Genomic DNA, 25810 nt, shown 5'->3' on the forward strand with positions numbered 1-25810 from the left:
GTTCCTTTTTCTAGAGAGTGGGCGGAGTCGCTGATAAATTTAAAAATAAATCCACCGCGAACATCCTCGCCCATGTAGACCACCACTTTATTATTCCGGCTCATGGTGACGGTGGCGGCCTCGTGACTAAAACGACCGAGAGCATTGCGTTTGACGGCTGCACCGGTGAAAGGATTGACTTCGACAACCCATCCGTAGTGCTCCGGCGGAAGCGGAAAAAATTCGTACCATTTGAGTTTAGACTCTTCGATAAACTTTCGCTGTTTGTTGCGATAGGAAACATCTCCGTAAAACATTTCGTAGTTTTCCTCGCAAGTCAGAATCGTTCCCCAAGGAGTAAGACCTCCGGCGCAATTGGCAACCGTTCCCATCGCTTGGGTCGCGCCCATGATTTTGTAACCCTTTTGAAAAGGAATAAACGTGCGGGCCGAGATGCGGCGATTGTAGTTGGAATTTTTAACCCATTGCCACGAGTTTTTTTCCTTACGAATCTCTATGATGGATCCGCCGATCCCGAGCTGCTCCTGAATCACATCCTCTCGGGTGCGAGGAATGTTCATTGGCCGTTCGTGAAAGAGAACGGGGTGAAGGTATTCGTGATTGACCCAAAGAAGCCCATGCTCTTTTGATTTATTGATCGGAACAAAATGGAGGTAATCATTGTGAGCGCCGAAAGTTTCTCGAGCATTGATTTGATCTTTAAACTTAATCAAAACGTCGTAGGAGAATCCATCCGCTAACACGAGATCGTCTTTATACGTGGGAGTGAGCGGAGTAAATGGTAGACCGTTGGGACGAGATCGCACGCGGGAGCCTGTCGCGCAGGAGATCAGCTGGGGAGCGAGTGCGAGGGAAGCCGCGGTGTACCCCATAAATTTTAAAAAATCGCGCCTATATAATAGAGAGGAGCTCTCTGAACTCATAGTGTCTCCATGTGATACACTTACCATAAATATCGCATTTGAGTTGAGTTAGCATTCGATTAAGAAGTTTTGAGCCAAATCTCATTTAAGAGGCTAAAGTCCTCTAAAATGTAGAAATTATCGACTTCGACCCCCATCTTGGACCTGCATTCAAATTAAACACATCGCGAGGTCCTAAGATGAAGGTCGAGGATGCGAATCTCTCAAAAAAACAGAACCGACTCCGATCCTTTATGTAGAAGAAAAAGGAGAAGGTTATGAAATCAATGATCATACTACTGGGGATGTTAGCGTTCGCGACACAAAACGTGGCCTACGCAGAAACAGCGGAACTCGATACTGAACTTTTAGAAGTGGAACAAGCGATTGCGGATTCCGAAGCTTCTAAGGCAGAGATTGCAGAAACAGCAAAGCGTCTTTCGAAAGAAAAAAGCGAAGCCACAGCTGTTAAAGAAAGAGCTTACACAGACATGCAACGTGCAAAACGCGAAGAGGCTCGTAATCGCGAAAAAATCGCGTTGAATGAGAAGAAAATTTTAGAAGCTCAAGAAGAAATCGCTAATGCTAAAAAAGAGATCGAAGAAGCGAAAGAGCTTCAAGATAAAATGAAAATTGACATGGACAAATCCCAGGCCGAGCTCGAAAAGGCTCAAAGAGAGCGTGATCGCGTTCTTGACCTCAGAAAACAAGCACTCATCGAGAAAAATGCCGTTGTGGACGATATGAAAAAACTTGAGGCGAAAGTGGAAGGCATGAAGAAGTCTGAAAAAGCCGCTCTTAAAGAGTTGAGCCGTGCCGAAGGTGAATTAGCTTCCGTTCGTGAGCGCGCGAAAGCGACTTTCGAGAAGAGTGGAACGACCACTAAAGAATATCAACGTATCCTTGATGAGCATAGAGAGTCTTTACGTAAAATCTCTAAAAAGCTCGATGAGATTGAGGTCGAAGTGGAGCTTGATAAGGCCTACAACGAGAAGAAAGAGCGTAAAGAAGCGGCTGTTCAAAGATCTCGTAGCCTTGCCAGCGTGGATAGCGGTAAATTCGCAAAGATCACTTCACCGGCTTGTAACATCCGTACTTTCCCTGCGGCAAACTCAAAGATCATTGGATCTTACAAACAAGGTCGCAAGTTGCATGTAAAAATGCACGACAAAGCATGGTACACCACAGTATTTAACGGCGAAAAAGTTTTCATGGGCGCCGGCTGTTTCGAATAATAAGTAGTAACCAGAAAATCCTTTTTCCTACAAGGAAGCCGGCTCAAATCGGCTTCCTTGTTTTTTTTGAAGATTACTTTTCGTCGAAGAAAGCCTTTTCTCTTAAAAGGCGATGGTAGGTGATCGCAAAGCGATGGGCCTCATCCCTTAGGCTGACAAGAATTCTGTAGGCCTCGGTGCTTTCCGAAAAAATCACCGGGTTGGTTCGATTGGGAAGATAAAACCTTTCGAAAGTTTTTGTGACTTCTTCATCGGTGAACTGACCCTTGGTTCGTTCTTTAGCTAATCCGACAATGGGTATATGAGTTTTGTTTAAATCTTTTAAAGCCTGCATCGCGAAACGCAATTGACCTTTGCCGCCGTCAACGACGATGAGATCCGGTTCTTCCCACTCATCGTGGGTCAGGCGACGGGAGAGCACTTCTTTCATCGATAAGAAATCATTGGATCCTTCGACAGTTTTAATCTTATAGCGACGATATTGATCTTTGTTGGGGACGCCATCTTCAAAAACAACCTGCGAGGCGACCGTCTCTTGTCCCTGGAAGTTTGAAATATCATAGCACTCTATACGGCGTGGATATCTTGGTAAGTGGAGTTTGTCCTGAATCATTTCCAGTGCCAGTTTCTTGTTCTCCGACTTCGTCACATGGTTGAGAAACTGCTTTTCGGCATTCTGCTGGGCCATCTCTAATAAATTTCGGCCGTTCTCGTTGGTCGGGAAAATAATCTCGGGGCTCTTATCCGAATAGAGCTTAAGAACGTCTTTTAAAAGTTTCCGCAGATCATTTCCGATATCGAGAGGGAGGAGAACTTCGTCGGGAACGACGTTTTCTTCGTAATACTGGTTAATGTAATCTAACAACCAATCTCTCGGATCCTCTTCGCTCGAAGAACTATCAAGAAGCGGGAAGAAGTGGCCACGTTGACCGATGACCAATCCTTGTCGAATGTGGACCGAGCAGATGAGAGTTCCGCGGTGGTCTCCGAAATAACTGAACACGTCTTGATCCAGTTCCGAATTCGCGTTGATGACGGATTGCTTTTCGAGAACTTTGCGGATCGCCGAAATGCTATCGCGCAGTCGGGCGGCCTGTTCGAACTTTTCGTCATCGGCCAGAGATGTCATTGAACTTTCTAAATCCTTGATCAGTCGTGCGTTCTTATTTTTAAAAAAGGTACGGGCCCCTTTCACCTGGGCGCTATAGTCGGCCTTGTCGACAAGATCCACGCAAGGACCTGTGCAGCGTCCGATCTCATACGTCATGCAGGGACGTTTGCGTGTTTTAAAAAAATGGTCGGTGCAGTCCCTAATTTTATAGACCTGATTGAGGAAGTTGATCGTTTCGCGCACGATGTAGCCAGAAGTGTACGGTCCAAAATAGGAGGAGCCATCTCGTTTGACCTTTCTCGCCAGGTAAAAGCGAGGAAAGTCATGAGTGTAATCCAGACGGATATAAGGGTAGGATTTGTCGTCTTTAAGACGAATATTATAACGAGGACGGTGCTTTTTGATCAGCGAAGCTTCGAGCAGAAAGGCTTCCGCTTCCGTTTTTGTTAAAATGTACTCGATATGGAAAATATTTCGTACCAAAACCTGAGTCTTAGCGGTGTGGGGACCTTTCTGAAGATAATTGCGAACCCGATGCCGTAATTCCTTGGCTTTTCCGACATAGATGATCTTGCCGTCGTTATTTTTCATCAAATAAACGCCGGGACTGAGCGGGAATTGTCCCACTAAGGTTTTAAGGCCTTCAATTCTTTCTAAGTCGTCTTTGACTCCCATCAAGTGAGAGTATCAATTCTTGAAGGGATTAGGCAAAAAAGAATTGTCTTCAATAGGGAATTTTAATAAGAGATTGCATGGTTTTTTTGCTACTCTTCTACGTTTTCATCCAACTGGGCATTGGGTACTACGTGGCGCAAAAAATTAAAAACTCCAAAGACTTCTTCCTTGCGGGAAGAAATATGCCCTTATGGATTATCACCGTCTCCCTTGTGGCCTCTTGGTTTGGAGCGGAGACGTGCATTGGCTCTTCGGGTGCGGTTTACGCCAATGGTCTTTCCGGCAGTCGCGCGGATCCTTTTGGGTACAGTGTTTGTTTGCTTTTGATGGGGTTATTGATTGTCGTCCCTTTATGGAAGGGTGGATTTATTACCCTGTCTGATTTTTTCGCCAAACGCTACGGGGTTTCCGTGGAGAAGTTGTCAGCTTGCATACTGATTCCGAGTTCTCTGCTCTGGGGAGCGGCTCAAGTGAGAGCCTTCGGGCAAATCTTAAGTACGACGACCACGATTCCTGTGGAACTGACTTTGATATTTTGTACGGTCTTTGTCGTCTTTTACACCTTTCTCGGTGGTTTAATGGGAGACATCATCAATGATGTGATTCAGGCGTGTATGATTTTAATGGGCCTTCTCGTCCTGTTGGTGTCTTCCCTTTATGTGGGAGGATTTGAGTGGAGCTGGATCAGTGAAATGAATCCCTCACGTTTGTCCTTTTTGAGCACCGAGGAGACCCTGTTTCAGCGGATCGATCGCTGGGCGATCCCCATTTTGGGATCATTAATTGCGCAAGAGCTGATCTCTCGAACTCTCGCTGCCAAATCGGCACCGATCGCGCGGCAAGCGAGTTTCTACGCGTGCTTTCTGTATCTCTTTTTAGGTTCGATTCCTGTTTTTTTTAGGATTAATTGGACATCACTTGCTTCCAGAGGGTTCCGTAGGTCACCAGGAGGAGTTTATCTCCTTGCTGTCGCAAAAGTATTTACCTCCGGCTTTACAGGTTCTTCTGATTGGGGCGTTGATCTCGGCCATCCTATCAACAATTGATAGTATTTTTTTTAGCGATCTCGGCGATCGCATCGCAGAATATTTTTTACAGTATGATTCATGCGCGCAGCGAGAAGCAAAAACTCTATATCGCAAGAGTCCTTGTTGTGATTGCGGCCTCGATTTCCTACGTCATCGCCATATCGGCGGATGGTTTTTATCAGCTCGTCCAAGTGGCTTCGTCCATCGGAACCGCGGGAGTTTTGGTGGTCACTTTGATCGGCCTCTGGACTTCGTGGGGGCGAGTGTGGGCGGCGGGATTGGCTTTAGTCACGGGCTTAGTTTTTCTACCGATCGCTGAACACGTTTTCAACTTACAGGCTCCCTTTTTATCGACAATTCTTGCCGCGGGAATTTCTTTTGCCATTGGATCTGTGATCGATGCGATTCTTTCGAGAGAGAGAGGATCATTCGTGGCTCCAGAGAGTGAGCCGGGATCGTATTCTATTGGTGGAGCATCAAGTCTTTGATGTGTTTTCTTTAAGACTTTATCGGACCAGCCCTAAGCGGTGCGCCTAATATTTGAGGGGATCCACAGTGTATTGCTGAAGTAGGCCCCAATCGGCGGCGAACTGTTCGGGAAGATCTAAAGTTACGGCTCTTAAAGCGATGCCCTCATTCCAGGAAATTTCCGAACCATATAAAGCATCCCCGTGAATCGGGGCATTGTGCTTGAACATTTCGTATCGAAGTTGATGAGCTCGTCCCGTGATGGGATTTAAACGCCAATCCTGAGTTCTATTTTTCTGCGCAAGAATTTGTGCATGGGTCTCTGCAGGTTTTCCGTAAGGGGCTTCGTAGGCCCGCTTCTTTCCGCGCAGAAGCGAGGACTTCCAAACGTAGCTTTGGCCCACTTTAAACGGAGTTAGGGGAGTCAGGGCTTGATACGTTTTTTGTATTTTCCTCTGTTCGAATAGACTGTTGGCGGTTTTATGAAACTCTGCAGTTTTTCCGTACATGATGATTCCGGTGACTTCGAGATCTAGACGGTGAATGGGAAAAATTTGAGTTTTTAGTTGCTCTTGCAGCCTGAGCCCAAGGACAGGGCGCTCATCGGTTTTGGGATCGCGACCGGGCGTGGACAACCACATGGCGGGTTTATCCACGATGATGACATGGTCATTCTCGAAAATTGTAGGAATCAATCTTCTTTACCAGAGAGGCGTTGGGTCAGGATCCCGGCTGGCTCCGAAGACAGAAAATGATCAAGAACGGACAGTTGCTTTCGAATATCATCTTTTTGAACTATATCTTTTGGAAGCAAATTTTTACTTGGGGAGATCGAAAAAGGCTGTGCGCTCATCATAAAAGCTTCCATTTCCGGAGCCACCGTCTGCGAAGGGAGATTTTGCGCGCTGATTTTCTCGAGGTATTTTTCTAGGTTTTCTTTAAGTATAAGGCCCTTATTTAATAGGAATAATTCACAAACTGCGATCTCTCCATCGTCTGCACATTCTGCGCGAAAATCAGTACCTTCCCATAAATTTTTATTGACGGAGTTACGGGTCAGCGAAACGAAAACGGCCGGTTCGCCAGTGAGGCGAAGGGGGAGTTTGTAGGAAATGACCGTCGCGTCGGATCCATAGGCGCCCAACATCTCAATGGAAAAACTCGCAAAAGCTTGGAGCTCCTGAGGCACGGGAACCGTGTAGACCGCTTTTGGATTTTTAGCGAGTGAAATGGAACAAAAGAAAAGTACGACAAGACAAAAAATAGACTTCATAAGTTTATCCCCTCGTCGGATTTGAGCAGGTAGCGAGTAGCTCTGCCCTGACCAACTCGCACGACGATATCAAGCTGATGGAGTTGAGACAAGTCCCGAGTGGCTGTAGGTTTCGAAATTGACATATTTAGCGAGAGCTCACCGATGCTAATGGTCTGATTTTTTTTGAGATAATCAATAACCTGAATCTGACGAAAATTAAGGCTTTGGAGATGCTTCATAGCGACAGGATCGATTTTTTCTCGCGGGGTTGTCGGAGAGATGTCCTTCGTTGAATTTCTAAATAAAACTTTGACGTCGGATCGAACCCGATAGCCACTCTCCGTCAGTTGGAACCAGGCCGAGTAGGGCTCTAGAACTTTCCGCAGTTTATTCGTCGAAGAGTAGATGAGGGAGTCGTGCCGGAGAGGATCGTACTCATATCCCCAGATCTTTTGAACCAAACTCTCCTTGCTTTGAGGTTCCCGTCGGCACAACAAAAGGAGCTTGCGCAGCAAAGAATTAAGTTCTGACTCTTTGTAGAGAACGTTGCCGGAATTCATAAGGACAATACTTCCGGGCACCAAGTCCACAAGGATGACCTTCGAGGAAAATGGAAGGTTAAAATATTTGTGAAAAAGACCGTAGTAATTGTGCTCAAGGATCGTTTGTAAAGCTTTTGGCTCTTTTCTGTGAGTCGCATCGATCAAATCTCCCAGCGGATCTTCCCCGACGGAGTGTGAACCGTCGTCGGCGTTTTTCGAACGATGAAGGATGCGCCGATTGATACAATTCTGAGATTTAAGTGACTCTTGCTCTAAGGACTGAAGTGTTTTTCGAAACTCTTCGGATCTTTCTGACGCCCTAAAAATAGAAGCTTTTAATCCTTGGAGCTGTAGAAATAGACCTCGATCAATATCGGGCTGAATACTTTGTTCGGCAAATCGCAAAATATGAAGCGCCTGAGTGTAATTCTTTTGCAGAAAAAGCATGTAACTCATGCGTAGATTAAGCGTGGCAATCTGGCGCTTGTTTTGATGTTTATAGGCCAGTTCCGAGGCCTCTGCGATTAAAGTTTCAGCGCGAGAAAAATAGCCGCGGAGAACATATTGGCGATTGAGCTCAAGTAAAAGTTCGGCCCGAGAATAAGTGTCTGTCGGAGACTGTGCCGCGAGAGCATCTTCCAATCTTTTGAGATCCTGGTCGGGCTGAATCCCGTGTTGAGCTCGAAATTTCGCAATCGTGATTTGAATAGCGCCTATCAGCCATTGATTTTTATGTCGTATTGCGAGGCCCAGAGCGCCGTCGAGATATTTAAGTCCCTCGCGCACAAATCCCAAGTGGACTAGGGAGTGTCCTAGGAGATCGGTGCTGATCATCTCGCCGAAAAGAAATCGATTTTTGACGGCATTATCAAAGGCCACCCGTGCGTATTTTTTCGAGAGAGAAAATCTCCCGCAAAAGAACCGATAAAAAGCTAAGCCTTGAGCGCTGTAGAAAATATCCAAAGAGTGGGGGCTTTTGTCTCGACAACGTAAATTTTGAATAATTAATTTTTTTGCCAACGCGTACTGCGACGTACGTACCGCGCCGAGGATGAGATAAAAACGACAGGCGATCATTTGAGAGGGGGAGAGCGGCTTTGTTTCGGTGTGTTGATTATAAAGAGCAAAGGCCTTTTCTGTCTGTCCCAGAAAAATCAAACTGCCAATCCACATCGGCCAAAGATCCATTGTGATCTCTTCGGCGGATTCAAATACACGAATGGCCTCTTTGAAACGCCCCGAATTAAATAGATTAAGAACGGAATCTTTAGTTATTTTCACGGTTTACAATTAATTAAGATATCAAATCAAATCAAATCATTTTAGAGAGAAATCGTTTGTTTTCAAATCGGACGGACCAGGATTAGTATAATTTTCATGGAGGGGAATCCTGGGATAATCCATTCCCGAGAGTTCTCAGTTCATGCTAATGTGCGAACCGGGTTGTGGGGTTATATGAAAATTCAGTTCTACTTTTTAATAGTGACTCTGATGTGTGGAGGAATGGCGGCTTGTAATTTCAGGAACGATAAGCTGAAGGGGGACGGGCCAAACGTGGTATTAAATAGCTGCGAACCTGTTCTCTTCTCGCAAATTGAGGGGACGATTTTTCTAGCCAGCAATTGTAAGGGCTGTCACGGAAACCAGTTTAGCACGTACCAAAAAATCAAAGATCAAGTGAGCCTTCTTAAAGAATGGCTTCCGGAAATGCCCCCAGCACGACCTCTATCCGCAGCAAATCTGAGACTGTTTGATCAGTGGGTGGCTCAGAACTTTCCGCAAACGATCGAAGAGGCCGACCTGACCGCCTGTGAACAGACGGCCGTCGATACTCCAGTAGATACTCCGATGGATACGCCGGCTCCCGAGGAGGCGTCTCCCGTCGTCGAAACTCCTACGCCTCCTCCGGCTTTCGTGTGTGAGACGAGCTATCCCAATGTGGCGGAAAAAGTGTTTAAAGCTCGCTGTACGGGCTGCCATGGAACCAAAGGTGGAATTAATTTGGAGAGCTACGAAAACATCAAGCCAAACTTGGCGATCATTCGAGCTGTGGTTGATGCCGATGAAATGCCTCCGAAAACTCCTTTGGCTCCGGAGCAAAAACAGCTTTTATTAAAATGGATTGATATCGGCGCACCCGAATCTGCCGATGCGACTAACTGTAAGGATTAAAATTTTTTAGCGAAAAGTAACTTAAGAAGATAAAGAACGTATCTTGTATAAAGAAAGAAAAATGAACTAGGGGAGAACATCATGAAGCTTATACTCAGCACAATTCTAATCATCTCACAATTCGCACTCGCGAAAGCTCCGGCAGCGAAGAAAACCGAAGCCGCAACTCCGGCTCCTGCGACCTTGACGCTGAAGGCGCAGGCCCAATCCGGTGCGGTCACCTTCGAGGCTGTCGGTAAGCCGAGCTTTCTTAAAATTAAAGGTCAGGGTGAGGGGCCCGAAGGAAATATCCAAATCGATAAGAACATCACCGGGGAGTTTAAATTTAAACTCGACACCTTAAATACGGGAATTTCCCTTCGCGATTCACACATGAAGGAAAAATATCTCGAAGTCGCAAAACATCCTGATGCCAGACTCAAACTGGAAGAAGTGAAAGACTGGTCGGTCGAAAAAGGCGAAGCTCAGGGAGTGCCCTTTAAAGGTTCCCTCACCATTCATGGGGTTGAAAAACCAGTGACGGGTACGGTCGATATCAAAAAGAAAGATGCAGGCTATGCGGTTGTGGCGAATTTCGAGACAAAGATCTCTCTCTATGGGATCGATCTGCCCAGTTACGCCGGAGTGACCGTCGCTGATGATGTTAAAGTTTCCGTGAAGACAGAATTATTATAAGACGAGGACACTTTGAAACATTTTTCGTTCCTGCTCATTTTAACTCTGATTTTTGTGACTGAAGAATCAAATGCTTTTCCAGAGATGGTCCGCCACGGTTACATCAACTGTACCACCTGTCACGTTTCGCCCTCCGGTGGAGGGTTAATGACTCCCTATGGGCGCTCTCTCTCGAAGGAGTTATTGAGTCGCTGGTCCTACGAAGGAGAGGAGAATTTACTTCACGGTGCTATTAAGAGCGAAAATATTTTGAACTGGGTCAACGGAGTTCGCGAGGTGGGATTTAATGTGGGCGGAGATATCAGATACCTTCAGCTCTACAGGAACTCCCGTTTTGTGGAGGAAGGGAAGCTCATTACGATGCAAAGAGATATGGAGGTCGCTTTTCGATTTTACAATCTCTCCATCGTTTCCACCGCGGGCGTGATCGAAAAGAATAATAAAGACGAGTTTGATTCTCGACGGGCTTATGTACTTTATCAGGCAAACGAAAATATCTCTCTTAGAGCGGGTAGGTTTATACCGATTTATGGGCTTATGATTCCCGATCACAATGTGGCCACACGACAGGGTTTAGGTTTTAATCAAGGGAGCGAACGAAACTCCGCAGAATTGAATTACATTCAAGACCAGTGGAGCGCTACGGCCACTTTTTCGCAGACTCCTGATTCCTATGACTCCAGTGTGCGCGAAAAAGCGGGAGCGCTCCAGTTGAACTACGCCTTTGCTGACAAGTATAAGGTGGGAGTCAATCACTGGAGAGGAAAGTTCGAGAACGAAGATCGAGAAATTTACGGAATTCACGGAATTTTAGGTTTTACTCATGATTGGTATTTGCTGAGCGAAATCGATTATCAGGTTCAGCGGCCGGATGCCGCCCAAGCTCGTCGGGGGATATTCTATTTTCAAAAGCTGGGCTATGAATTTACTCGAGGTCTCCATGCTATTGCGCAACTTGAAGGCTCGCAGTCGGATTTTAAAAGCAATACGACCAAAACCTTTAGCTACGGCCTGGGACTTACCTTCTTTCCCCGACCTCACTTTGATCTGCAGAGCTTAGTAACGCGGACCAAGGTTCAAGCTATTGATGATCAAGAAATGACAGTTGCTTATTTGATGGGACACTATTACTTTTAGTGGCATGAAAACTCTATTAATCACCGGGGCGTCGACGGGTATTGGCGCAGCAGCAGCGGTTCATTTTGCAAAACAGGGCCATCGAGTCTTCGCGGGCGTTCGAAAAACAACAGACGCCGATCATCTCCAACAGCAAAACTCCGCCATTACTCCGTTGATTTTAGATGTGACAAAGCCTGAGCAAATTCAACAGGCCCTCAAAGTCGTTGAGGAAGGAATTCAAGGCGAGTTGTGTCTGATCAACAATGCCGGTATTGCGGTGGCGGGCCCCACCGAGTTCGTCGATATCGAAGAGTATCGCCGCCAATTTGAGGTGAATTTTTTTGGACTGGTCGCCGTCACTCAGACATTTTTACCTTTGCTCCGCAAAACACGAGGACGGGTCGTGAGTATCAGTTCTATCGCTGGTCGAGTGGCAAGTCCGTTTTTAGGTCCGTACTCGGCGTCGAAATTCGCCGTGGAGGCAGTGAGTGATTCGCTTCGACGCGAAGTTGAGCCCCTGGGAGTAAAAGTGATTCTCATTGAGCCTGGACCGATCCAAACTCCAATTTGGGAAAAGGGTCTTAGCGCGAAGGAAACTCTGGTCGCGGGTGATAAAGATCAGATGATGGCAGTTTATGGGAAACAACTTCAAAACTTTGTCGAATACATTACTGCGTCTAAGAAAACAGCTTCACCTATCATTAAAGTCCTTGAAGCCATGGACCATGCTCTGACTTCAAGCTCTCCGAAGCATAGGTATTTGGTGGGTAAGGAGTCGGGGATCGTGGCCTTTGTCCCGGTGATCCCTAGTCGTCTTGTGGATAAAATCATTTCTTTTAAGTTGAGCCGTTCGTAACGGGAGTTGACGTTACAGCAGGATTCGCTGGAGAGCTGTAATGAAGTTTTGAGGCCCATCCTCTGAATACTCGAGATAAAGACTCGGCTCGATCAGCTCAAGCTCTCCGATCAGTGGGCGAGTGCTTCGCCAATTGAGCAGATCCACTCTCGCGTAACACCAGTCTCCGGGGATGATCTGCAAGCAGCGCTCAGCCACTTCCATACAGTAATCCGAGGGTTGAGCTCTTTGAAAAACACCACCGAACTCCTCTTGAACTCTAAAGTCCTCTTTTTTAGGAGTTTTCGAAACTGCGTGTGAGAATTTGCTGAGTCGATTATTAAAAAACACCAAAGACAGTTCCCCCTCTGTTGTCACCGAGGGGATATAGGGTTGGATCATGAGAGGATTAAATTTTTGGATCGCATGAATTTTAGACTTCAATTGAGGATCATTAATCGATGTTCTAAATGTCAAATGAGAGGTTGCCGAAATGGTAGGTTTGATGACAATTTCCGTCCAATTTTGCGAAAGCACCTTAGGGAGAATATTTTCGTAAGCGTCGTCGCGATCGAAAAATAAAGTATCGACAACCGAGCATCCAAACTTTTTAAGATCTCCGAGATAATTTTTTTTATAGTTCCACAAGATGGTTTGCAAACTGTTGATCACCTGGATTTTATTTTTTTCGCAATTTTGAAGCCACTCCAAAAAGCGATCACTCTCGAGGTAATAATCCCACGGGGAACGAAGCAGTAGATGTCGCACTCGAAGATTTTCAGGTTTGGTTTGGGTCCACACAACTGGTCGCCACGATATCGGCAAAGTTTTTGTTAAAAGTTGATCATCAGGAGTGAGATGTGGATATTGCTGACAAGTTACGATTCCAATCATGAACGGCCTCCGATAATCTATTATTTGAAGGTCTGAACAAAAAAGCAACGTAATATGGTGCCACTATGGGAACCACACATTAAAAAAATAACATTTCAGCTGAATACAATTAGACGCCACTAGGGAGCTTTGATAGCTTCGCTTTGGGTTGTGGCATTAGGGGTAATACGTTGATGAATTTAAAATTAGAACCATGCAAGCCTCCAGTCTGGGCCAGAAACGGTCATATCCAGACGATCATGGCTTATTTACTTCCATCTCAAGTGCCACGGCAGACAGCCAAAAAAATTCTTATTCCTCTGCCTGACGGAGATCAATTGGCGGCTCGTCTCTATGAAGGGACATCGTCGATAGTGATTCTGGCGTTCCACGGGCTGACCGGAAATGCCGATTCGAATTACATGAGTCGCACAGCGGTGATCGCTCTCGAGCAAGGTCACACAGTGTTACTCGTGAATCATCGCGGTTGCGGAGAAGGTCGCGATCTCGCAAAATCTCCCTATCATTCCGGTCGCGGTGAAGATATTTCCGAAGTGATTAAGTTTTCTCGACAGATGTTTCCCGGTAAAAAACATATTGCCGTTGGCTTTTCTCTCAGCGCGAATGCTCTACTCTTGCTTCTTACAGGAGCTCGTGGAGATGAATTACCGGATGCAGCGATCACGGTGAATGCCCCGGTTGATCTTAAAGCGACCTCTCAGCTGATTAAAAGCGGTTGGAATCGAATTTATGATTTTAAATTTGTCCAAGGATGCCGGCAGGAAATTCAGTATAAGGTGAAGAATAAGTTAGTTTCTCGAGACTTTAAAATTCCATTTTGGTCTTATCTCGAGAAGGTGGACGAAGTTTATACCGCACCAGAATCTGGTTTTAAGGATCGAGATGATTATTATGCCAGTTGTTCGACCTACGATCGTTTACAGAAGATCCAAACGCCCACGGTCATTATCACTTCCAAAGATGATCCCTTTATTCCTTGGCAGCCCTACTTAGGGGCTTTGCGAAATCCCCATGTGCATCTTCAGATCGAGGACGTTGGTGGGCACTTGGGTTATCTCTCCGAGAAAATCTATAGGAACAAATCCCGCCGCTGGTTAGATTACGCGTTAGAAGAGATCTTTAATAAGTTCTCCGCTCAATTGGCAAACCACTAATCGTTTTCTTTCTTCGCCACAGTTACAGTTAACTGATGGGCCGATTCTTTGCCGAGGTATCGCTGAATGAGATGGTGACCTAAATAGATCATCGGCGTCGCGGCGATAGCTATGGCTAGCTTATAGGTGTAATTTGAAGACGCTGTCTTTAAAAAGTCTTCGAAACTCATCAGACCCGGCAGCCAAAATGCGATACTCATAATGACGAAGGTATCGATGAGCTGGGAGACGGCCGTCGAACCCGTTGCTCGAAGCCAGATCTTTCGGCCCTGAGTGAGATTTCGAAAAAACCAAAACATGGCAACATCGACCAATTGGCTACAGATAAAAGCGACAATACTTCCGATGATGATTAAAAGAGACGGACCGAAAACGGCCGCGTAAGCCTCATCTTTGACCGGTGAAAAAGAAACTGCCGGAATCTGCATTCCCGCAAATAGCACCGCGAAGGCATAGATAATTAAACCCACGGTAATAAACGTGAGTTTCTTAACGCCTTCTTTTCCATAGTATTCGTTAATTAAATCCGTCGTTAAAAATACAATGGGCCAGGGGAGAACTCCAAGACTCATCGTGAACGGTCCGACCGAAAAAAGTTTACCACCAATAAATTCACCGAGGAGTGCGTTCGTTATAAATATTCCGGCTAGTACGATAAATACGAAGTCTTTTCGAGAATGAATGTTCATAATGTCTGAGGCTATCTGGATTTTTATCCAAAGACACGTGATAACATGAGGTCCGTTGAGCCCCAGGCAAAAGGTCTAGTTATTTTCCATATTCCAATTATGGAACAATGGGGTACGCCATATATAGCTGAAATAATTAGCTATTTAGAATTAATTATGATTGATCATAAATTTAATGAATTTGAAATTAAATTCAAATAATCTGATAAAAGATTCGATAAGTAAATTGAGGTGCTTTGAATGGTAAAAGCCAAAGGTAAAAAAACAGAGACGTCTTCTGATGAAATGAAGACATGTCTTTTGAAGAGCGCTCGCGCGTTTTTCGCAAGGTTGGGCTTTCAAGGTGCCAACCTTAAAGATATTGCGCAGGATGCGGGAGTTGCTAACTCATTAATCAATTATCATTTCGATCACAAAGAAGGACTATTTAAAGCGTGTCTGGAGTCTTTCGCGAAATCCCAGTTTGAAGTTGTGAATCGGTTAATCAGCGTTTCGCCGCAAAGTCGCGAGGAGATGCTGGTCCGTCTCGAACTCTTTGTCGAAGAAATGTTTGTCTCTGCGTTGAAGGATCCGGAAGGTTTCGAGATCGTTCAGAGAGAAATGACGTCTGGGAACAAGATGGTGTTAAAAATTTTCGAGGAGACTTTTTTAGAGGGATTTAAAAGTGTGATCAAATTTTTTAAACATGCTCAAGAGCGAGGCTTAGTCCGCGAAGATCTCGATCCGATGATTCTTTCGTCGGCCCTCTTCACCTTGACCTGCGAGATCGCGCGCAAAGATCGTATCGGCAAACAGTTCTTCAATACAACGCTGAGCGATTCCGAATGGAGAAAAAAAGTTGTGAGTCATATAGTTACATTATTTGCAAACGGAGTGATCAAATGAGAATACTGTCCACCGCAGTTTTTCTATTAGGCAGTGTTTCCGCGCAGGCGGGGGCTCTTACATTAAATCAATATCTGGAAAACATAAAAGTTCAGAGTCCGGCGGCGAGATCTTACATCAGTAATATCGAAGCGCTGAAGGTCAAGATTCGTCAATCTGAGCTTTTAACGACTCCGGAAGGTTATGCTCAATACAATGTTTTTGATGATCGCCGGCCTCAGGTGGCCCCTCAGTTCGCCGCTAGTCGAACAGATGGATACAACTGGCGAGTCGGAGTTCGTCAGAATTCGACCTTCGGATTAAGTGGGAATCTCTATTTTGATTCGAACCGCATCACGCTTTACGGAGTGAGTCCCGCATTTTTTCCACAGAATCCGTATGCGGAAACCCGGGCTTCGTTAGAGTTACGTCAGTCGCTCTTGAGAAATAGTTTTGGAGAGAGTGTTGCTGCCGATCAACAAGCGGCCCGTGATGCCGCTATGGCCGAGCTTTACAATGAGCAATTTAAGTTGAAGAGCTTATTGCTCGAAGCTGAGAACATGTACTGGACGGTGGCCACTTATAATCAAATCATCAAACTGCAAGAAGAGAATGTCGAACGCTCTAAAAAAACCAGTGAGTGGATGAACCGTCGTGCGAATATGCGACTCTTCGATGATGTTGACGCGCTACAGACGAAAACAGCCTACGAATCACGCCTCTTGGAATTGCAAATGTCCTTGGATGAGCGTGCCGAAATGATTCGGAGTTTTAATACCCTTCGTGGTCTTAACTCCGATGAGCCCGTAACATTAGAAGAGATCCCAACGTCGGATTGGATGAAAGACATTCGGAGTGATACCAAAGGAACGAGAGAAGATTTTTCCGCGATGAAGGCGATGGCCACCGCAAAGCGGTCCCAAGCCATTTCCAGTCGATCACAAATTAAACCGGAACTGGATCTGGTAGGAACCGTTTCCACAGGTGGACTCGAAAATAATTTTGGAAACTCCTACAGTGAATTGAGACGTTGGGATCATCCCTCGTGGTTAGTGGGTGTGAGTTTTAAAGTGCCCTTGAATTTCGGACTGACTCAAAAATTAAGTTCTTCTTATCGGTCAGCCATCGTGGCCGCGGATGATCAAGCGGCTCAAGCCAACTTTCAAGAAGAGCGCGTATGGAAAGACCTTCTTGCCAAACGCATCGAGGCTCAGCGCCGTTACGACCGAGCTGTAACCATCGAAAAACTTCAGAGTGATATGGTCAAAAAAGAGAGACAACGGTTAGTTAACGGGCGAACTACGACTTTTCAAGCTTTGGGCTTTGAACAAAATTTAGCCTTATCGCAGATTCAAAGAGTGCGTTCTCAGTTAATGCTCTTGCAGATTCACAACATTATTAAAACATTCGAGGTTCAATAATGAATATCTCCAAATTATCCATCACGCGTCCCGTATTCATGACTTGTGTTCTTTTGATGGTGATCGTCTTAGGACTCTTCTCATTTAAAAAATTACCCACGGATCTTTTTCCGGATGTCACTTTCCCTATTGTTTCGGTGACAACACCCTACCTCGGAGCTGGTCCTAAAGAGATCGAAACATTAGTTTCTAAACCCTTAGAGGAAGAGTTGGGAACACTGAGCGGGATTAAGACCATTCGTTCGGTGAATCGAGAGGGTATGTCGATCGTTATCGTCGAGTTCACTTTGGAAACCGACGTGAAATACGCCGAACAGCAAGTTCGCGACAAAGTTTCTAGCGCGAAAGTCAAACTTCCCTCCGATGTGGAAGAGTCAACGATCCGTCGCATGGATCCTGCCGATCAGCCGATCATGATGTTGTCCTTGAAAGCTAAGATGGAAGCAGGCAAACTTTTCGACCTCGCCGATGAGGTGATTCGTCCTAAGATTGAGCAAGTCAATCAGGTGGGACTTGTGGAAGTGTACGGGGGACGTAAAAGAGAAATTCATGTAGAGCTGGACCGAGATAAACTGTCTCGCGCCAATCTCTCGGTGAGCCAAGTGTCCATGCAAATGGCCTCGGCCGGTCAGAACATTCCCGCCGGCTCCGTGACTCGCGAGGGTGAAGGTCAAGACATGGTCTTTAGGACCGTCGGAGAATTTGAGACGGTGGACTCGATTAAGAATGCGACGGTGAGTTTTTTTGGAAATGACGTTCCGATCACGATGAGCACCGTGGGCCAAGTGACCGATACGTTGGAGGATCCAAAGACATTCACCTTCAAAAACGGGGAGAGCACGCTCATCCTCTATGTCTACAAGCAAAGTGGTTCCAATACAGTGGCGGTGGCCGAGAACATTCGTAAAAAAGTCGAAAAAATTAATCAAGATGTCCAAGTCGAATACAAAGACGCTTCACCGGAATTAACTGTAGTTAATGATCAAGCTCGTTTTATTCGATTAAACGTCGCCGACGTTTTTGAGGCGATCATTATCGGGATTATTCTCACCATTCTCGTTGTTTATTTCTTCTTAGGAAGTATGCGCTCCACCTTAATTACTGGATTGGCAATTCCCGTATCCTTAATTGGTGCGGCCTTCCTGATGCAGATGGCAGGATTTAGTATTAACATCATGAGCTTGTTGGCCTTCAGTTTGGCGGTCGGACTCTTGATTGATGATGCGATTGTGGTTCGTGAGAATATCTTTCGTCACATGGAGATGGGCAAGGGTGCTCACCGAGCGGCTTTAGAAGGGACCAACGAAGTGACAATGGCGGTGATCGCGGTCACTTTGACGATCATTGCGGTGTTTATGCCGATTGGTTTTCTATCGGGAGTTGTGGGTCAGTTTTTTAAACAGTTCGGGATCACCGTATGTTTTATTATGATGATCAGTCTCTTTGATGCCTTAACGAATGCTCCGATGATGAGTGCCTATTTCGGGGGAACTCACGGGCAAGAACCCACTTCTGGTTTAATGTATATCCTTCGCACTCCCGTGCGAACGTTTAACGTGTTTCAGAATTGGCTCGACAATCGGTATGCCAACTTTCTTAAATTTATCCTCAAGCGACCATGGATTGCTCTTGTGGCGACGGTTGTGGTCGTCGCTTCGAGCTGCGTTCCGTTGATGAAAGTGCCGAAAACGTTTTTGCCGCCTCAAGATAGCGGTGAGTTCTCCGTGTCTCTAGATATGGCGCCAGGAACGAGTTTAGAAAAAATGCGCGATCGCGCTCTTGAAGTCGATAAAGTGATTCGTTCAGTGCCAGAAGTTGTAAACTCCGTACTGACAGTGGGAAACAAGCAAGGTGAGAAAAACAAAGCCGATTTTTTTATCACATTAACTCCATTTGAGCACAGAACAAAATCCACTTTGGTGGTTAAAGATGATTTGCGACAACTTCTAAAGCAATTCACAGATGCGAATCCGAAAGTGAAAGATGTGGATTATGTGGGTGGTGGTATGCGGCCATTCACTTTGAACCTCGTCGGTCAGGATCTAAAACAGATCGAAGAAATCGCCGTCAAGCTGATGGACAAACTGAAAGATCACCCGGCGCTTTTGGATCTCGATACCAGTTACAGACCGGGAAAGCCCGAGTATCAAGTGGTCATGGACTTAAAAAATGCTCAGCGGTTAGGGGTGACGGGCGTTACTGTGGGTCGTGAACTTCGCGCGCAAGTGGAGGGAACAACGCCGGCCGTGTTTCGAGAAAATGGTTTAGAGTATGATATCCGCGTCCGATTAAAACCAGAGCAGCGAGATTTAGAGCCGGATTATAATAAAATTCTGGTTCCGAATTTAAATTATCGCTTGGTCGAACTCAATCGCGTGGCCAAAGCCGTAAAGACGACAGGGCCGGCATCCATCGATCGCGAGAATCGCGGACGCTATGTTTCTCTTTCGGCAGATATTGCTCCCACAGGACCTGGTATGGGTGGTGCTATCGATGATATTCGCAAGTGGTTAAATCCCGGTGGTGAGCTTGAGCTCCCTCCAGGAGTGACTTATCGATTTGTCGGCCAAGCGGAAAACTTCGAGGAGTTAGTTTCGAGCATGATTACGGCCGCTCTCCTGGGATTGATTTTTATCTATCTTGTGCTTTCGTCGCTGTACGAATCATTTTTTACGCCGTTAACGATTATGTTGGTGATTCCTTTAGCGGCCTGTGGTGCATTCTTCGCTCTGTACATCGGTGGCAGTTCGTTAGATCTGTACTCGATGATTGGATGTATTATGTTGATGGGCTTAGCGACCAAGAACTCGATCATCTTGATTGATTATATCAATCAACAGATGGCCTCGGGTAAGCCGGTGAAAGAAGCTATTCTTGAAGCAGGTAAAACACGTCTTCGCCCGATCTTGATGACCAGTTTCGCGCTGATTGCAGGGATGATTCCTGTGGCCATCGGACTTAACGAAGTGTCGAATCAAAGAACGTCTTTGGGAGTTGCGGTCATTGGTGGAGTTGTGAGCTCAACGCTGTTAACTCTCATCGTAATTCCGGCGGTTTACACCTATATGGAAAGTATTCGTGGTTTCTTAGTGCGCATCGGATCGCGCTTTATCACTCAGGATACTGAGCACTAATTGTCGAAATAGGACTCCTGCGAGCTCTTTGCTTGCAGGAGTAAATCCTATTCTGAAACACTTGTAGAAATAGCGTCTCAGCTTGATTCAAAGTAAAACTCCGCCCGAGCGAAAATGCCCAAATCGGGTTATTATTACCTTACAACATCCAAGGAGGATTTGAATGTCATACGACTACAGTGGTCTTTATCAATTTCTAAAGCAGACACCGGAGGGTGCTCTTAGAAAAATCCTAATCGACAACAAAACGTTCACCGAGCCGCACTTCAATTTATTGATGAAGGTGACTCGCACCTGCGACGAAGAAACTTTCTGCAAAAATTTCGAAAACAGAAATTATCCAAAAATGCGTTTTTCTCCTGGAGAAGAAAAAATTAGAGAAAAATTCTGGAATGAATGCGATGCGTGGCTGCACGGTCGAGGCGTTCTCAACAAAGGCGCGAAGGTTGTTAAAGTTCCTGTAGCCGCTTAATTTCCTACCACTTCCCTTAAAGTGTTGTTAGTATTCTGAGTAGGAAACTACTCAGAATGAAATCATTTACCCGCCAAGAAAAAATCCTTCTCTTTATGCTCGCATTCATTCAATCGAGTCACATCATCGATTTTATGATCATGATGCCACTGGGTCCCCAATTGATGAGAATTTTCCAGATCACTCCTCGCGAATTCGGAGTCTTAGTTTCTGCCTACACCTTTGCCGCAGGGACTTCGGGAATTTTTGCGGCGTTCTTTATGGATAAATTTGATCGAAAGCACAGCTTGCTCTTCTTCTATATCGGATTCTGCTTAGGAACGATTGCTTGCGGCTTATCTCCCAATTATTATTTTCTTTTAGCGGCCCGCACGCTCACGGGTGCGTTTGGGGGAGTGCTGGGTTCGTTGGTCATGTCGATCGTGGGAGATGCGATTTCTCCTCAGAGGAGAGGATCGGCGATGGGAATCGTCATGACCTCATTTTCCATCTCTTCGATCATGGGTGTTCCATTTAGTTTATATTTGGCGAATCGGTTTGATTGGCATGCTCCATTTTTACTTTTAGGAGCGGTTTCCATTGTCCTTACTTTTGTGATCATTTACTTTATTCCATCGGTCCGAAAGCATTTAGATGAGCCCTCTGGTCAAAAACCATTAGCTTTAGTTCTTAGCGTTTTGCAGGGATCGTCGACACGAACGGCACTGATGTTTATGTTTGTTTTAATGCTAGGCCATTTTTCGATTATTCCATTTCTCAGTCCCACTCTGGTGGCGAACGCAAAATTGACCGAATCTCAATTGCCACTCATTTATTTTGTCGGCGGATGTTGCTCGATTGTTTTCTCTCCGATTGTCGGTTGGCTCTCCGATCAATACGGTCGCTTTCGAATTTTATGGATATCGGTGCTTTCGTCATTCGTCCCTGTATTACTCATCACCCATTTGGGAGCCACTCCTCTCGCACTTGTTTTATTTTACATCGCTATTTTCTTTATTTGCGGTTCAGGACGATTTGCTCCGGCGATGGCGATGGTGACAAGCACGGTGACTCCGCAGCGCCGTGGTACTTTTATGAGTTTAAATTCCTGCGTTCAGAATTTTTCCGCCGCCCTGGGTTCTTACATTGCAGGAATCATTGTCGCCCAGGGAGCTAACGGAGAAATTCTCAACTATAATATCGTTGGATATTTCTCCGTCATTTTAAGTTTTCTCGCTCTCGTGCTCGCGCGCCGAGTGAAAATGGTCGAATAGAGCTATTTCACTTGGATTTGACGAGCGGCTTGATTGGCTTTTTTTCGAGCCTCGTTGGTGGATTTTCCGCGAGCGAGGGCGACCCCCATACGGCGATAAGGGGTGGCTTCGGGTTTTCCGAAAATTCGCACTTGGGCCCCTTTGACCTGCAAAGCTTTTTCAATCCCGACCATTTTAAATTTTTTATTTTTAATATTCGATAGGATCACTGCAGAGGCGCTAGGACCATAGTAGTTAATCTCGGGAATGGGATAGCCTAAGATCGCCCGGAGGTGCAGATCAAACTCATTGAGATCTTGAGAAATCATTGTCACCATCCCTGTGTCATGCGGACGGGGAGAGAGTTCAGAAAAATAAACATCATCACGTGTAACAAAAAATTCGACGCCGAAGAGTCCAGCGCCACCGAGAGCGTCAGTGATCGATTTGGCCATTTTTTGTGCTTTTTTGAGCAATGCCGGTTTCATCTTTGCCGGTAGCCAAGATTCTTGGTAGTCGCCGCGCTCCTGACGGTGCCCGATGGGGTCAACAAAAAGTGTTGGACCTTTGCGCTGCTTTACGGTGAGCAGTGTGATCTCGTATTCGAAATGAATAAACTCTTCGACAATGACTTTTGTTTTATCACCACGCATCCCCTGAACGGCAAAGTCCCACGCCTGTGCGAGACTCGCCCGATTTTTAACCACGGACTGACCTTTTCCAGAGGACGACATGACCGGTTTGACCACGCAAGGATACCCAATTTTTTCGGTCTGTTGAAAGAGTTCTTCCTGAGATGTGGCGTATGCAAACTGAGCTGTTCTTAATTTGAGTTTTTTGGCGGCGTAGTCTCTGATGGCGTCACGATTCATCGTGAGATGGGCCGCTTTCGCCGAGGGAATCACGGTAAATCCTCGCTTTTCGAACTCCACCAGTTTTTCTGTACGAATGGCTTCGATCTCGGGAACGATATAATCGGGTTTATGTTTGCGGATCAGTTGGTCGAGAGCGCGACCATCCAGCATATTGATCACTTCCGACGCATCAGCCACTTGCATCGCGGGAGCGCCGGCATATTTATCGACAGCGATCGTATAAAGTCCCAGGCGCTGCGCCGAAATAATAAACTCTTTACCTAGCTCCCCGGAACCCAATAGAATAATCTTTGTTTTTTTAGATGATGTGCTCATTTAAAGATCCTTACCTGAGAAACCCCAGCACATCAAGCGAAGGAGTCTATATGCAAACCAAAAATGTGTTTATCGTCGGAGGAAGTCGAACGCCTTTTATGAAGTCCATGACGGCCTATAAGGATGTCACTTCTCAGAGACTTATGGAAGCTTCACTGAAAGGCCTGGTTCATAAGTTTAAATTGGATGGGTTACATATTGGTGATGTCGGGCTCGGAGCTGTAATGAACAGTTCGGCCACTTGGAATTTAGCTCGTGAGTGTGTGTTGAGTAGCGGATTAGCCCCGACGACCCCAGCTTACAATTTACAGAGAGCGTGCGGAACAGGGTTAGAGAACACCATTATTATGGCGAACAAAATTGCTTTGGGTCAGATTGAGTCGGGCATTGCGGGTGGTGTGGATACCAATAGTGATCTTCCGATTATGATGTCTCGCGGATTGGCTCAAAAACTTCTGCATTTTAACTCTTCGAAAACCATCGGCGAAAAACTAGCGATTCTTTCACAGTTACGTCCGAGCGATTTTAAGCCTCAACTTCCTGCAGTGGTCGAGCCGCGCACGAAGTTATCCATGGGGCAACATTGCGAAAAAATGGTGAAAGAGTGGAATATTCCTCGCGAAGCCCAAGACGAAGTGGCGTACCTGAGTCATAAGACGGGGACGGGTGCCTATGTCGAGGGATTCTATGATGATCTCGTTGTCGAATTTATGGGATATAAAAAAGACGGAACGCTTCGCGCCGATACTTCGATAGAAAAATTAGCAAAACTCAAACCGGTGTTTGATACCACTTCTGGAAAAGGCACGCTCACTGCGGGCAATAGCAGTCCTTTGACCGACGGATCTTCCGTTGTTCTTTTAGCTTCGGAAGAAGAAGCGAAGAAACATCGTTGGCCTATGCTCGCCCGTTTCGTTGATGGCGAAGCTGCGGCCATTGATTTTGTGGGTGGAGAGGGCCTCTTGATGGCGCCAACGATTGCAGTGGGGCGTATGCTCAAGCGGAACAATTTAAAACTTCAGGACTTCGACTACTACGAAATTCATGAAGCCTTTGCCGGCCAAGTTCTTTGCACTTTAAAGGCTTGGGAGTCTGAGGAGTATTGCCAAAAGCATATGGGAATGTCTGCTCTCGGAAGTATCGATCGCAGCAAAATGAATGTAAAGGGCGGAAGTGTGGCCTTAGGTCATCCCTTCGCGGCCACTGGAGCGAGAATCGTCGCGAGTCTCGCAAAGATGTTGGCGCAAAAAGGTCAGGGCAAAAAGCGCGGCCTGATCTCCATCTGCACCGCCGGCGGAATGGGCGTCGCCGCCATCCTCGAATCCATCTAAAAGGTTCCAGCTCCCTACGTGCACTTTTCAACAATACCTTGTTGAAAAGTGCACGTAGGGAGCTGGAACCTTTTAGTCTTTTTTCCAGTTTTGGTTTCCGAGGTAGTCGCTTTTGCCGAGGGGTACTCCGTGGAGTCTTAAGATGGAGTAGACCGTCGACATGTGGAAGTACAGATTGGGGAGAGAGTGGCTCACGAGGTAATCTTCGCCCATCAAGTAATTGCCAGGATTCCAAGGGAAGCTCATTTTTTGTTGGGAATAGTCTTTGAATTCCTCTTTTTCGAATTCTTTTAAAAAATGAATGGTCTTATCGATGCGAACGAAAAGCTCTTCCATGGTTTTTTCTTCGTCAGGAAATGAGGGCATGGATTTATTCGCCAGTTTCGCGACCGCGGCTTTAGCTCCGTCAGAAACGATCTGCACCTGTCGGACCAATGGAAACATATCAGGGGCCAGACGAAGCTGTAATAAATTGTTTTCGTCGAAATTTCTCTCTCTTGCAAAAGCCCGAGCTTTTCCGAGAATCCCTTTAAGAGCATTTAAGCTGCGAGTGTATTGATTAACAACAATGTCGTTCACGCTGTGATTCATAGATCCTCCAAAATTGAATACGTCGGAGCCAGTCTATTGAAAAGCCCCAGAGGAGTAAAGGTGTGCTTAGGCATAGTCACGGTTGGCCGAAAGCCTCAAGTTGCCGGTTTTAGCTTGTAAACAGCTGGATTTTAAGAGATTTAACCGCTTGCATTCAGACTTTGTAAGTTTATAGTGTACCTTATTGTCGAGGCCCTAATGTCCAAGCCGATTATTTTCTGTGATCACGAATATCAAGCGCTGTCGGAGCGCATCTCCAAGTCTTTAGGGGCGACCCTCGGAGAAATCGAACAAAAAAAATTTAGCGATGGTGAACGCTACTTGCGCGTTTTGACTCCCGTGCGCCACCAGGATGTGGTGATGATCTACGGAACTTATAATGACGATGTGACGTTGGATCTTTTTGATGTGGCCTGCAGCCTCGTCACCGATGGATGTCAGAGTTTGCGCATTCTTATCCCGTTTTATGGGTATTCGACAATGGAACGTGCGGTAAAAAAGGGTGAAGTTGTCACTGCAAAAACGCGAGCTCGCTTGTTGTCCGCCATTCCGATCGCATCTCATGGCAACGAGGTCGTGCTTTTGGATTTGCATTCCGAAGGCATTCCTTTTTATTTTGAAGGTCAGGTGAAGACGGCGCATCTTTACGCCAAAAGAATGGTGATGGAAGAGGCCAAAAGATTAGGTGGAAACTCCTTTGTTCTCGGAGCCGTCGATGCGGGGCGAGCGAAGTGGGTCGAGTCCCTCGCTAACGATATGCAAGTGCCCGCCTGTTTTATTTATAAGCGCCGAAATGATCAGGGTGAAGTGTCAGTCTCCGG

The 25810-nt window shown here is 46.0% G+C and carries 24 protein-coding genes; 15 read left to right on the forward strand and 9 right to left on the reverse strand.

Annotated features, from left to right (window positions below; translation table 11 throughout):
* A partial coding sequence (locus K2Q26_12680) for a DUF839 domain-containing protein (protein MBY0316374.1) occupies window positions 1–923 on the reverse strand: 923 nt, incomplete at its 3' end.
* Window positions 924–1180: 257 nt separating this feature from the next.
* Between K2Q26_12680 and K2Q26_12685 the strand changes: the two genes are divergently transcribed.
* Window positions 1181–2137, forward strand: coding sequence for a hypothetical protein (locus tag K2Q26_12685; GenBank protein MBY0316375.1), 957 nt, complete (start codon window positions 1181–1183; stop codon window positions 2135–2137).
* A gap of 73 nt (window positions 2138–2210) precedes the next feature.
* On the opposite strand, the gene uvrC is transcribed toward K2Q26_12685, so the two are convergent.
* Window positions 2211–3923, reverse strand: a complete 1713-nt coding sequence (uvrC, locus tag K2Q26_12690) for an excinuclease ABC subunit UvrC (protein MBY0316376.1) — start codon at window positions 3921–3923, stop codon at window positions 2211–2213.
* A 77-nt stretch (window positions 3924–4000) separates the two neighbouring features.
* Between uvrC and K2Q26_12695 the strand changes: the two genes are divergently transcribed.
* Window positions 4001–4969 (forward strand): hypothetical protein, encoded by a 969-nt coding sequence (locus tag K2Q26_12695; protein ID MBY0316377.1) that lies wholly within the window; start codon window positions 4001–4003, stop codon window positions 4967–4969.
* Window positions 4966–5439, forward strand: coding sequence for a hypothetical protein (locus tag K2Q26_12700; GenBank protein MBY0316378.1), 474 nt, complete (start codon window positions 4966–4968; stop codon window positions 5437–5439). The genes K2Q26_12695 and K2Q26_12700 overlap by 4 nt, the downstream gene beginning before the upstream one ends.
* A gap of 45 nt (window positions 5440–5484) precedes the next feature.
* On the opposite strand, the gene K2Q26_12705 is transcribed toward K2Q26_12700, so the two are convergent.
* Genes K2Q26_12705 through K2Q26_12715 form a run of 3 tightly spaced genes read right to left on the reverse strand, consistent with a single transcriptional unit; the run spans window position 5485 to window position 8497 of the window.
* Entirely contained in the window at window positions 5485–6114 is a 630-nt protein-coding gene (locus tag K2Q26_12705) for an RNA pseudouridine synthase (protein MBY0316379.1), read from the reverse strand.
* Entirely contained in the window at window positions 6111–6692 is a 582-nt protein-coding gene (locus K2Q26_12710) for a hypothetical protein (GenBank protein ID MBY0316380.1), read from the reverse strand. The genes K2Q26_12705 and K2Q26_12710 overlap by 4 nt, the downstream gene beginning before the upstream one ends.
* On the reverse strand, window positions 6689–8497 hold the full coding sequence (locus tag K2Q26_12715) for a DeoR family transcriptional regulator (protein MBY0316381.1): 1809 nt from the start codon (window positions 8495–8497) through the stop codon (window positions 6689–6691). Before K2Q26_12715 ends, K2Q26_12710 begins: the two co-directional genes overlap by 4 nt.
* Window positions 8498–8671: 174 nt before the next feature.
* On the opposite strand from K2Q26_12715, the gene K2Q26_12720 reads away from it, so the two are divergent.
* From K2Q26_12720 to K2Q26_12735, 4 genes are all read left to right on the forward strand, one after another.
* A complete protein-coding gene (locus tag K2Q26_12720; GenBank protein MBY0316382.1) occupies window positions 8672–9388 on the forward strand; it encodes a hypothetical protein in 717 nt (238 codons plus the stop codon).
* An 81-nt stretch (window positions 9389–9469) separates the two neighbouring features.
* Window positions 9470–10063 carry a YceI family protein gene (locus tag K2Q26_12725; GenBank protein MBY0316383.1) on the forward strand — a complete coding sequence of 198 codons (594 nt, stop codon included), beginning with the start codon at window positions 9470–9472 and terminating at the stop codon, window positions 10061–10063.
* Window positions 10064–10075: 12 nt separating this feature from the next.
* Entirely contained in the window at window positions 10076–11200 is a 1125-nt protein-coding gene (locus K2Q26_12730; protein ID MBY0316384.1) for a hypothetical protein, read from the forward strand.
* A 4-nt stretch (window positions 11201–11204) separates the two neighbouring features.
* Complete coding sequence (locus K2Q26_12735; GenBank protein ID MBY0316385.1) at window positions 11205–12038, forward strand: SDR family oxidoreductase; 834 nt, start codon at window positions 11205–11207, stop codon at window positions 12036–12038.
* 12 nt (window positions 12039–12050) lie between these two features.
* On the opposite strand, the gene K2Q26_12740 is transcribed toward K2Q26_12735, so the two are convergent.
* On the reverse strand, window positions 12051–12911 hold the full coding sequence (locus K2Q26_12740; protein MBY0316386.1) for a hypothetical protein: 861 nt from the start codon (window positions 12909–12911) through the stop codon (window positions 12051–12053).
* A gap of 173 nt (window positions 12912–13084) precedes the next feature.
* Here K2Q26_12740 and K2Q26_12745 point away from each other — a divergent pair, with 173 nt between their 5' ends.
* Window positions 13085–14065, forward strand: a complete 981-nt coding sequence (locus tag K2Q26_12745; protein MBY0316387.1) for an alpha/beta fold hydrolase — start codon at window positions 13085–13087, stop codon at window positions 14063–14065.
* On the opposite strand, the gene K2Q26_12750 is transcribed toward K2Q26_12745, so the two are convergent.
* On the reverse strand, window positions 14062–14754 hold the full coding sequence (locus K2Q26_12750; protein MBY0316388.1) for a queuosine precursor transporter: 693 nt from the start codon (window positions 14752–14754) through the stop codon (window positions 14062–14064). The genes K2Q26_12745 and K2Q26_12750 overlap by 4 nt on opposite strands.
* Window positions 14755–14994: 240 nt before the next feature.
* Between K2Q26_12750 and K2Q26_12755 the strand changes: the two genes are divergently transcribed.
* The 5 genes from K2Q26_12755 (at window position 14995) to K2Q26_12775 (ending at window position 21898) form a co-directional block, all read left to right on the forward strand.
* Entirely contained in the window at window positions 14995–15639 is a 645-nt protein-coding gene (locus tag K2Q26_12755) for a TetR/AcrR family transcriptional regulator (protein ID MBY0316389.1), read from the forward strand.
* Complete coding sequence (locus K2Q26_12760; protein MBY0316390.1) at window positions 15636–17039, forward strand: TolC family protein; 1404 nt, start codon at window positions 15636–15638, stop codon at window positions 17037–17039. The genes K2Q26_12755 and K2Q26_12760 overlap by 4 nt, the downstream gene beginning before the upstream one ends.
* Window positions 17039–20173, forward strand: coding sequence for an efflux RND transporter permease subunit (locus K2Q26_12765; protein MBY0316391.1), 3135 nt, complete (start codon window positions 17039–17041; stop codon window positions 20171–20173). The genes K2Q26_12760 and K2Q26_12765 overlap by 1 nt, the downstream gene beginning before the upstream one ends.
* 163 nt (window positions 20174–20336) lie before the next feature.
* Entirely contained in the window at window positions 20337–20645 is a 309-nt protein-coding gene (locus K2Q26_12770) for a hypothetical protein (protein ID MBY0316392.1), read from the forward strand.
* A gap of 56 nt (window positions 20646–20701) precedes the next feature.
* Window positions 20702–21898, forward strand: a complete 1197-nt coding sequence (locus K2Q26_12775; protein ID MBY0316393.1) for an MFS transporter — start codon at window positions 20702–20704, stop codon at window positions 21896–21898.
* Window positions 21899–21900: 2 nt separating this feature from the next.
* Here the strand turns inward: K2Q26_12775 and purT are convergent, their stop codons facing one another.
* Window positions 21901–23067, reverse strand: coding sequence for a formate-dependent phosphoribosylglycinamide formyltransferase (gene purT / locus K2Q26_12780; protein MBY0316394.1), 1167 nt, complete (start codon window positions 23065–23067; stop codon window positions 21901–21903).
* Window positions 23068–23117: 50 nt separating this feature from the next.
* On the opposite strand from purT, the gene K2Q26_12785 reads away from it, so the two are divergent.
* A complete protein-coding gene (locus K2Q26_12785) occupies window positions 23118–24398 on the forward strand; it encodes an acetyl-CoA C-acetyltransferase (protein ID MBY0316395.1) in 1281 nt (426 codons plus the stop codon).
* Window positions 24399–24470: 72 nt separating this feature from the next.
* Here K2Q26_12785 and K2Q26_12790 read toward each other — a convergent pair whose 3' ends face one another.
* Entirely contained in the window at window positions 24471–24989 is a 519-nt protein-coding gene (locus K2Q26_12790; protein ID MBY0316396.1) for a DUF1993 domain-containing protein, read from the reverse strand.
* Window positions 24990–25187: 198 nt separating this feature from the next.
* Between K2Q26_12790 and K2Q26_12795 the strand changes: the two genes are divergently transcribed.
* A partial coding sequence (locus tag K2Q26_12795; GenBank protein ID MBY0316397.1) for a ribose-phosphate pyrophosphokinase-like domain-containing protein occupies window positions 25188–25810 on the forward strand: 623 nt, incomplete at its 3' end.

It is taken from the genome of Bdellovibrionales bacterium (assembly GCA_019750295.1).
Taxonomy (GTDB): Bacteria; Bdellovibrionota; Bdellovibrionia; order Bdellovibrionales; family JAGQZY01; genus JAIEOS01.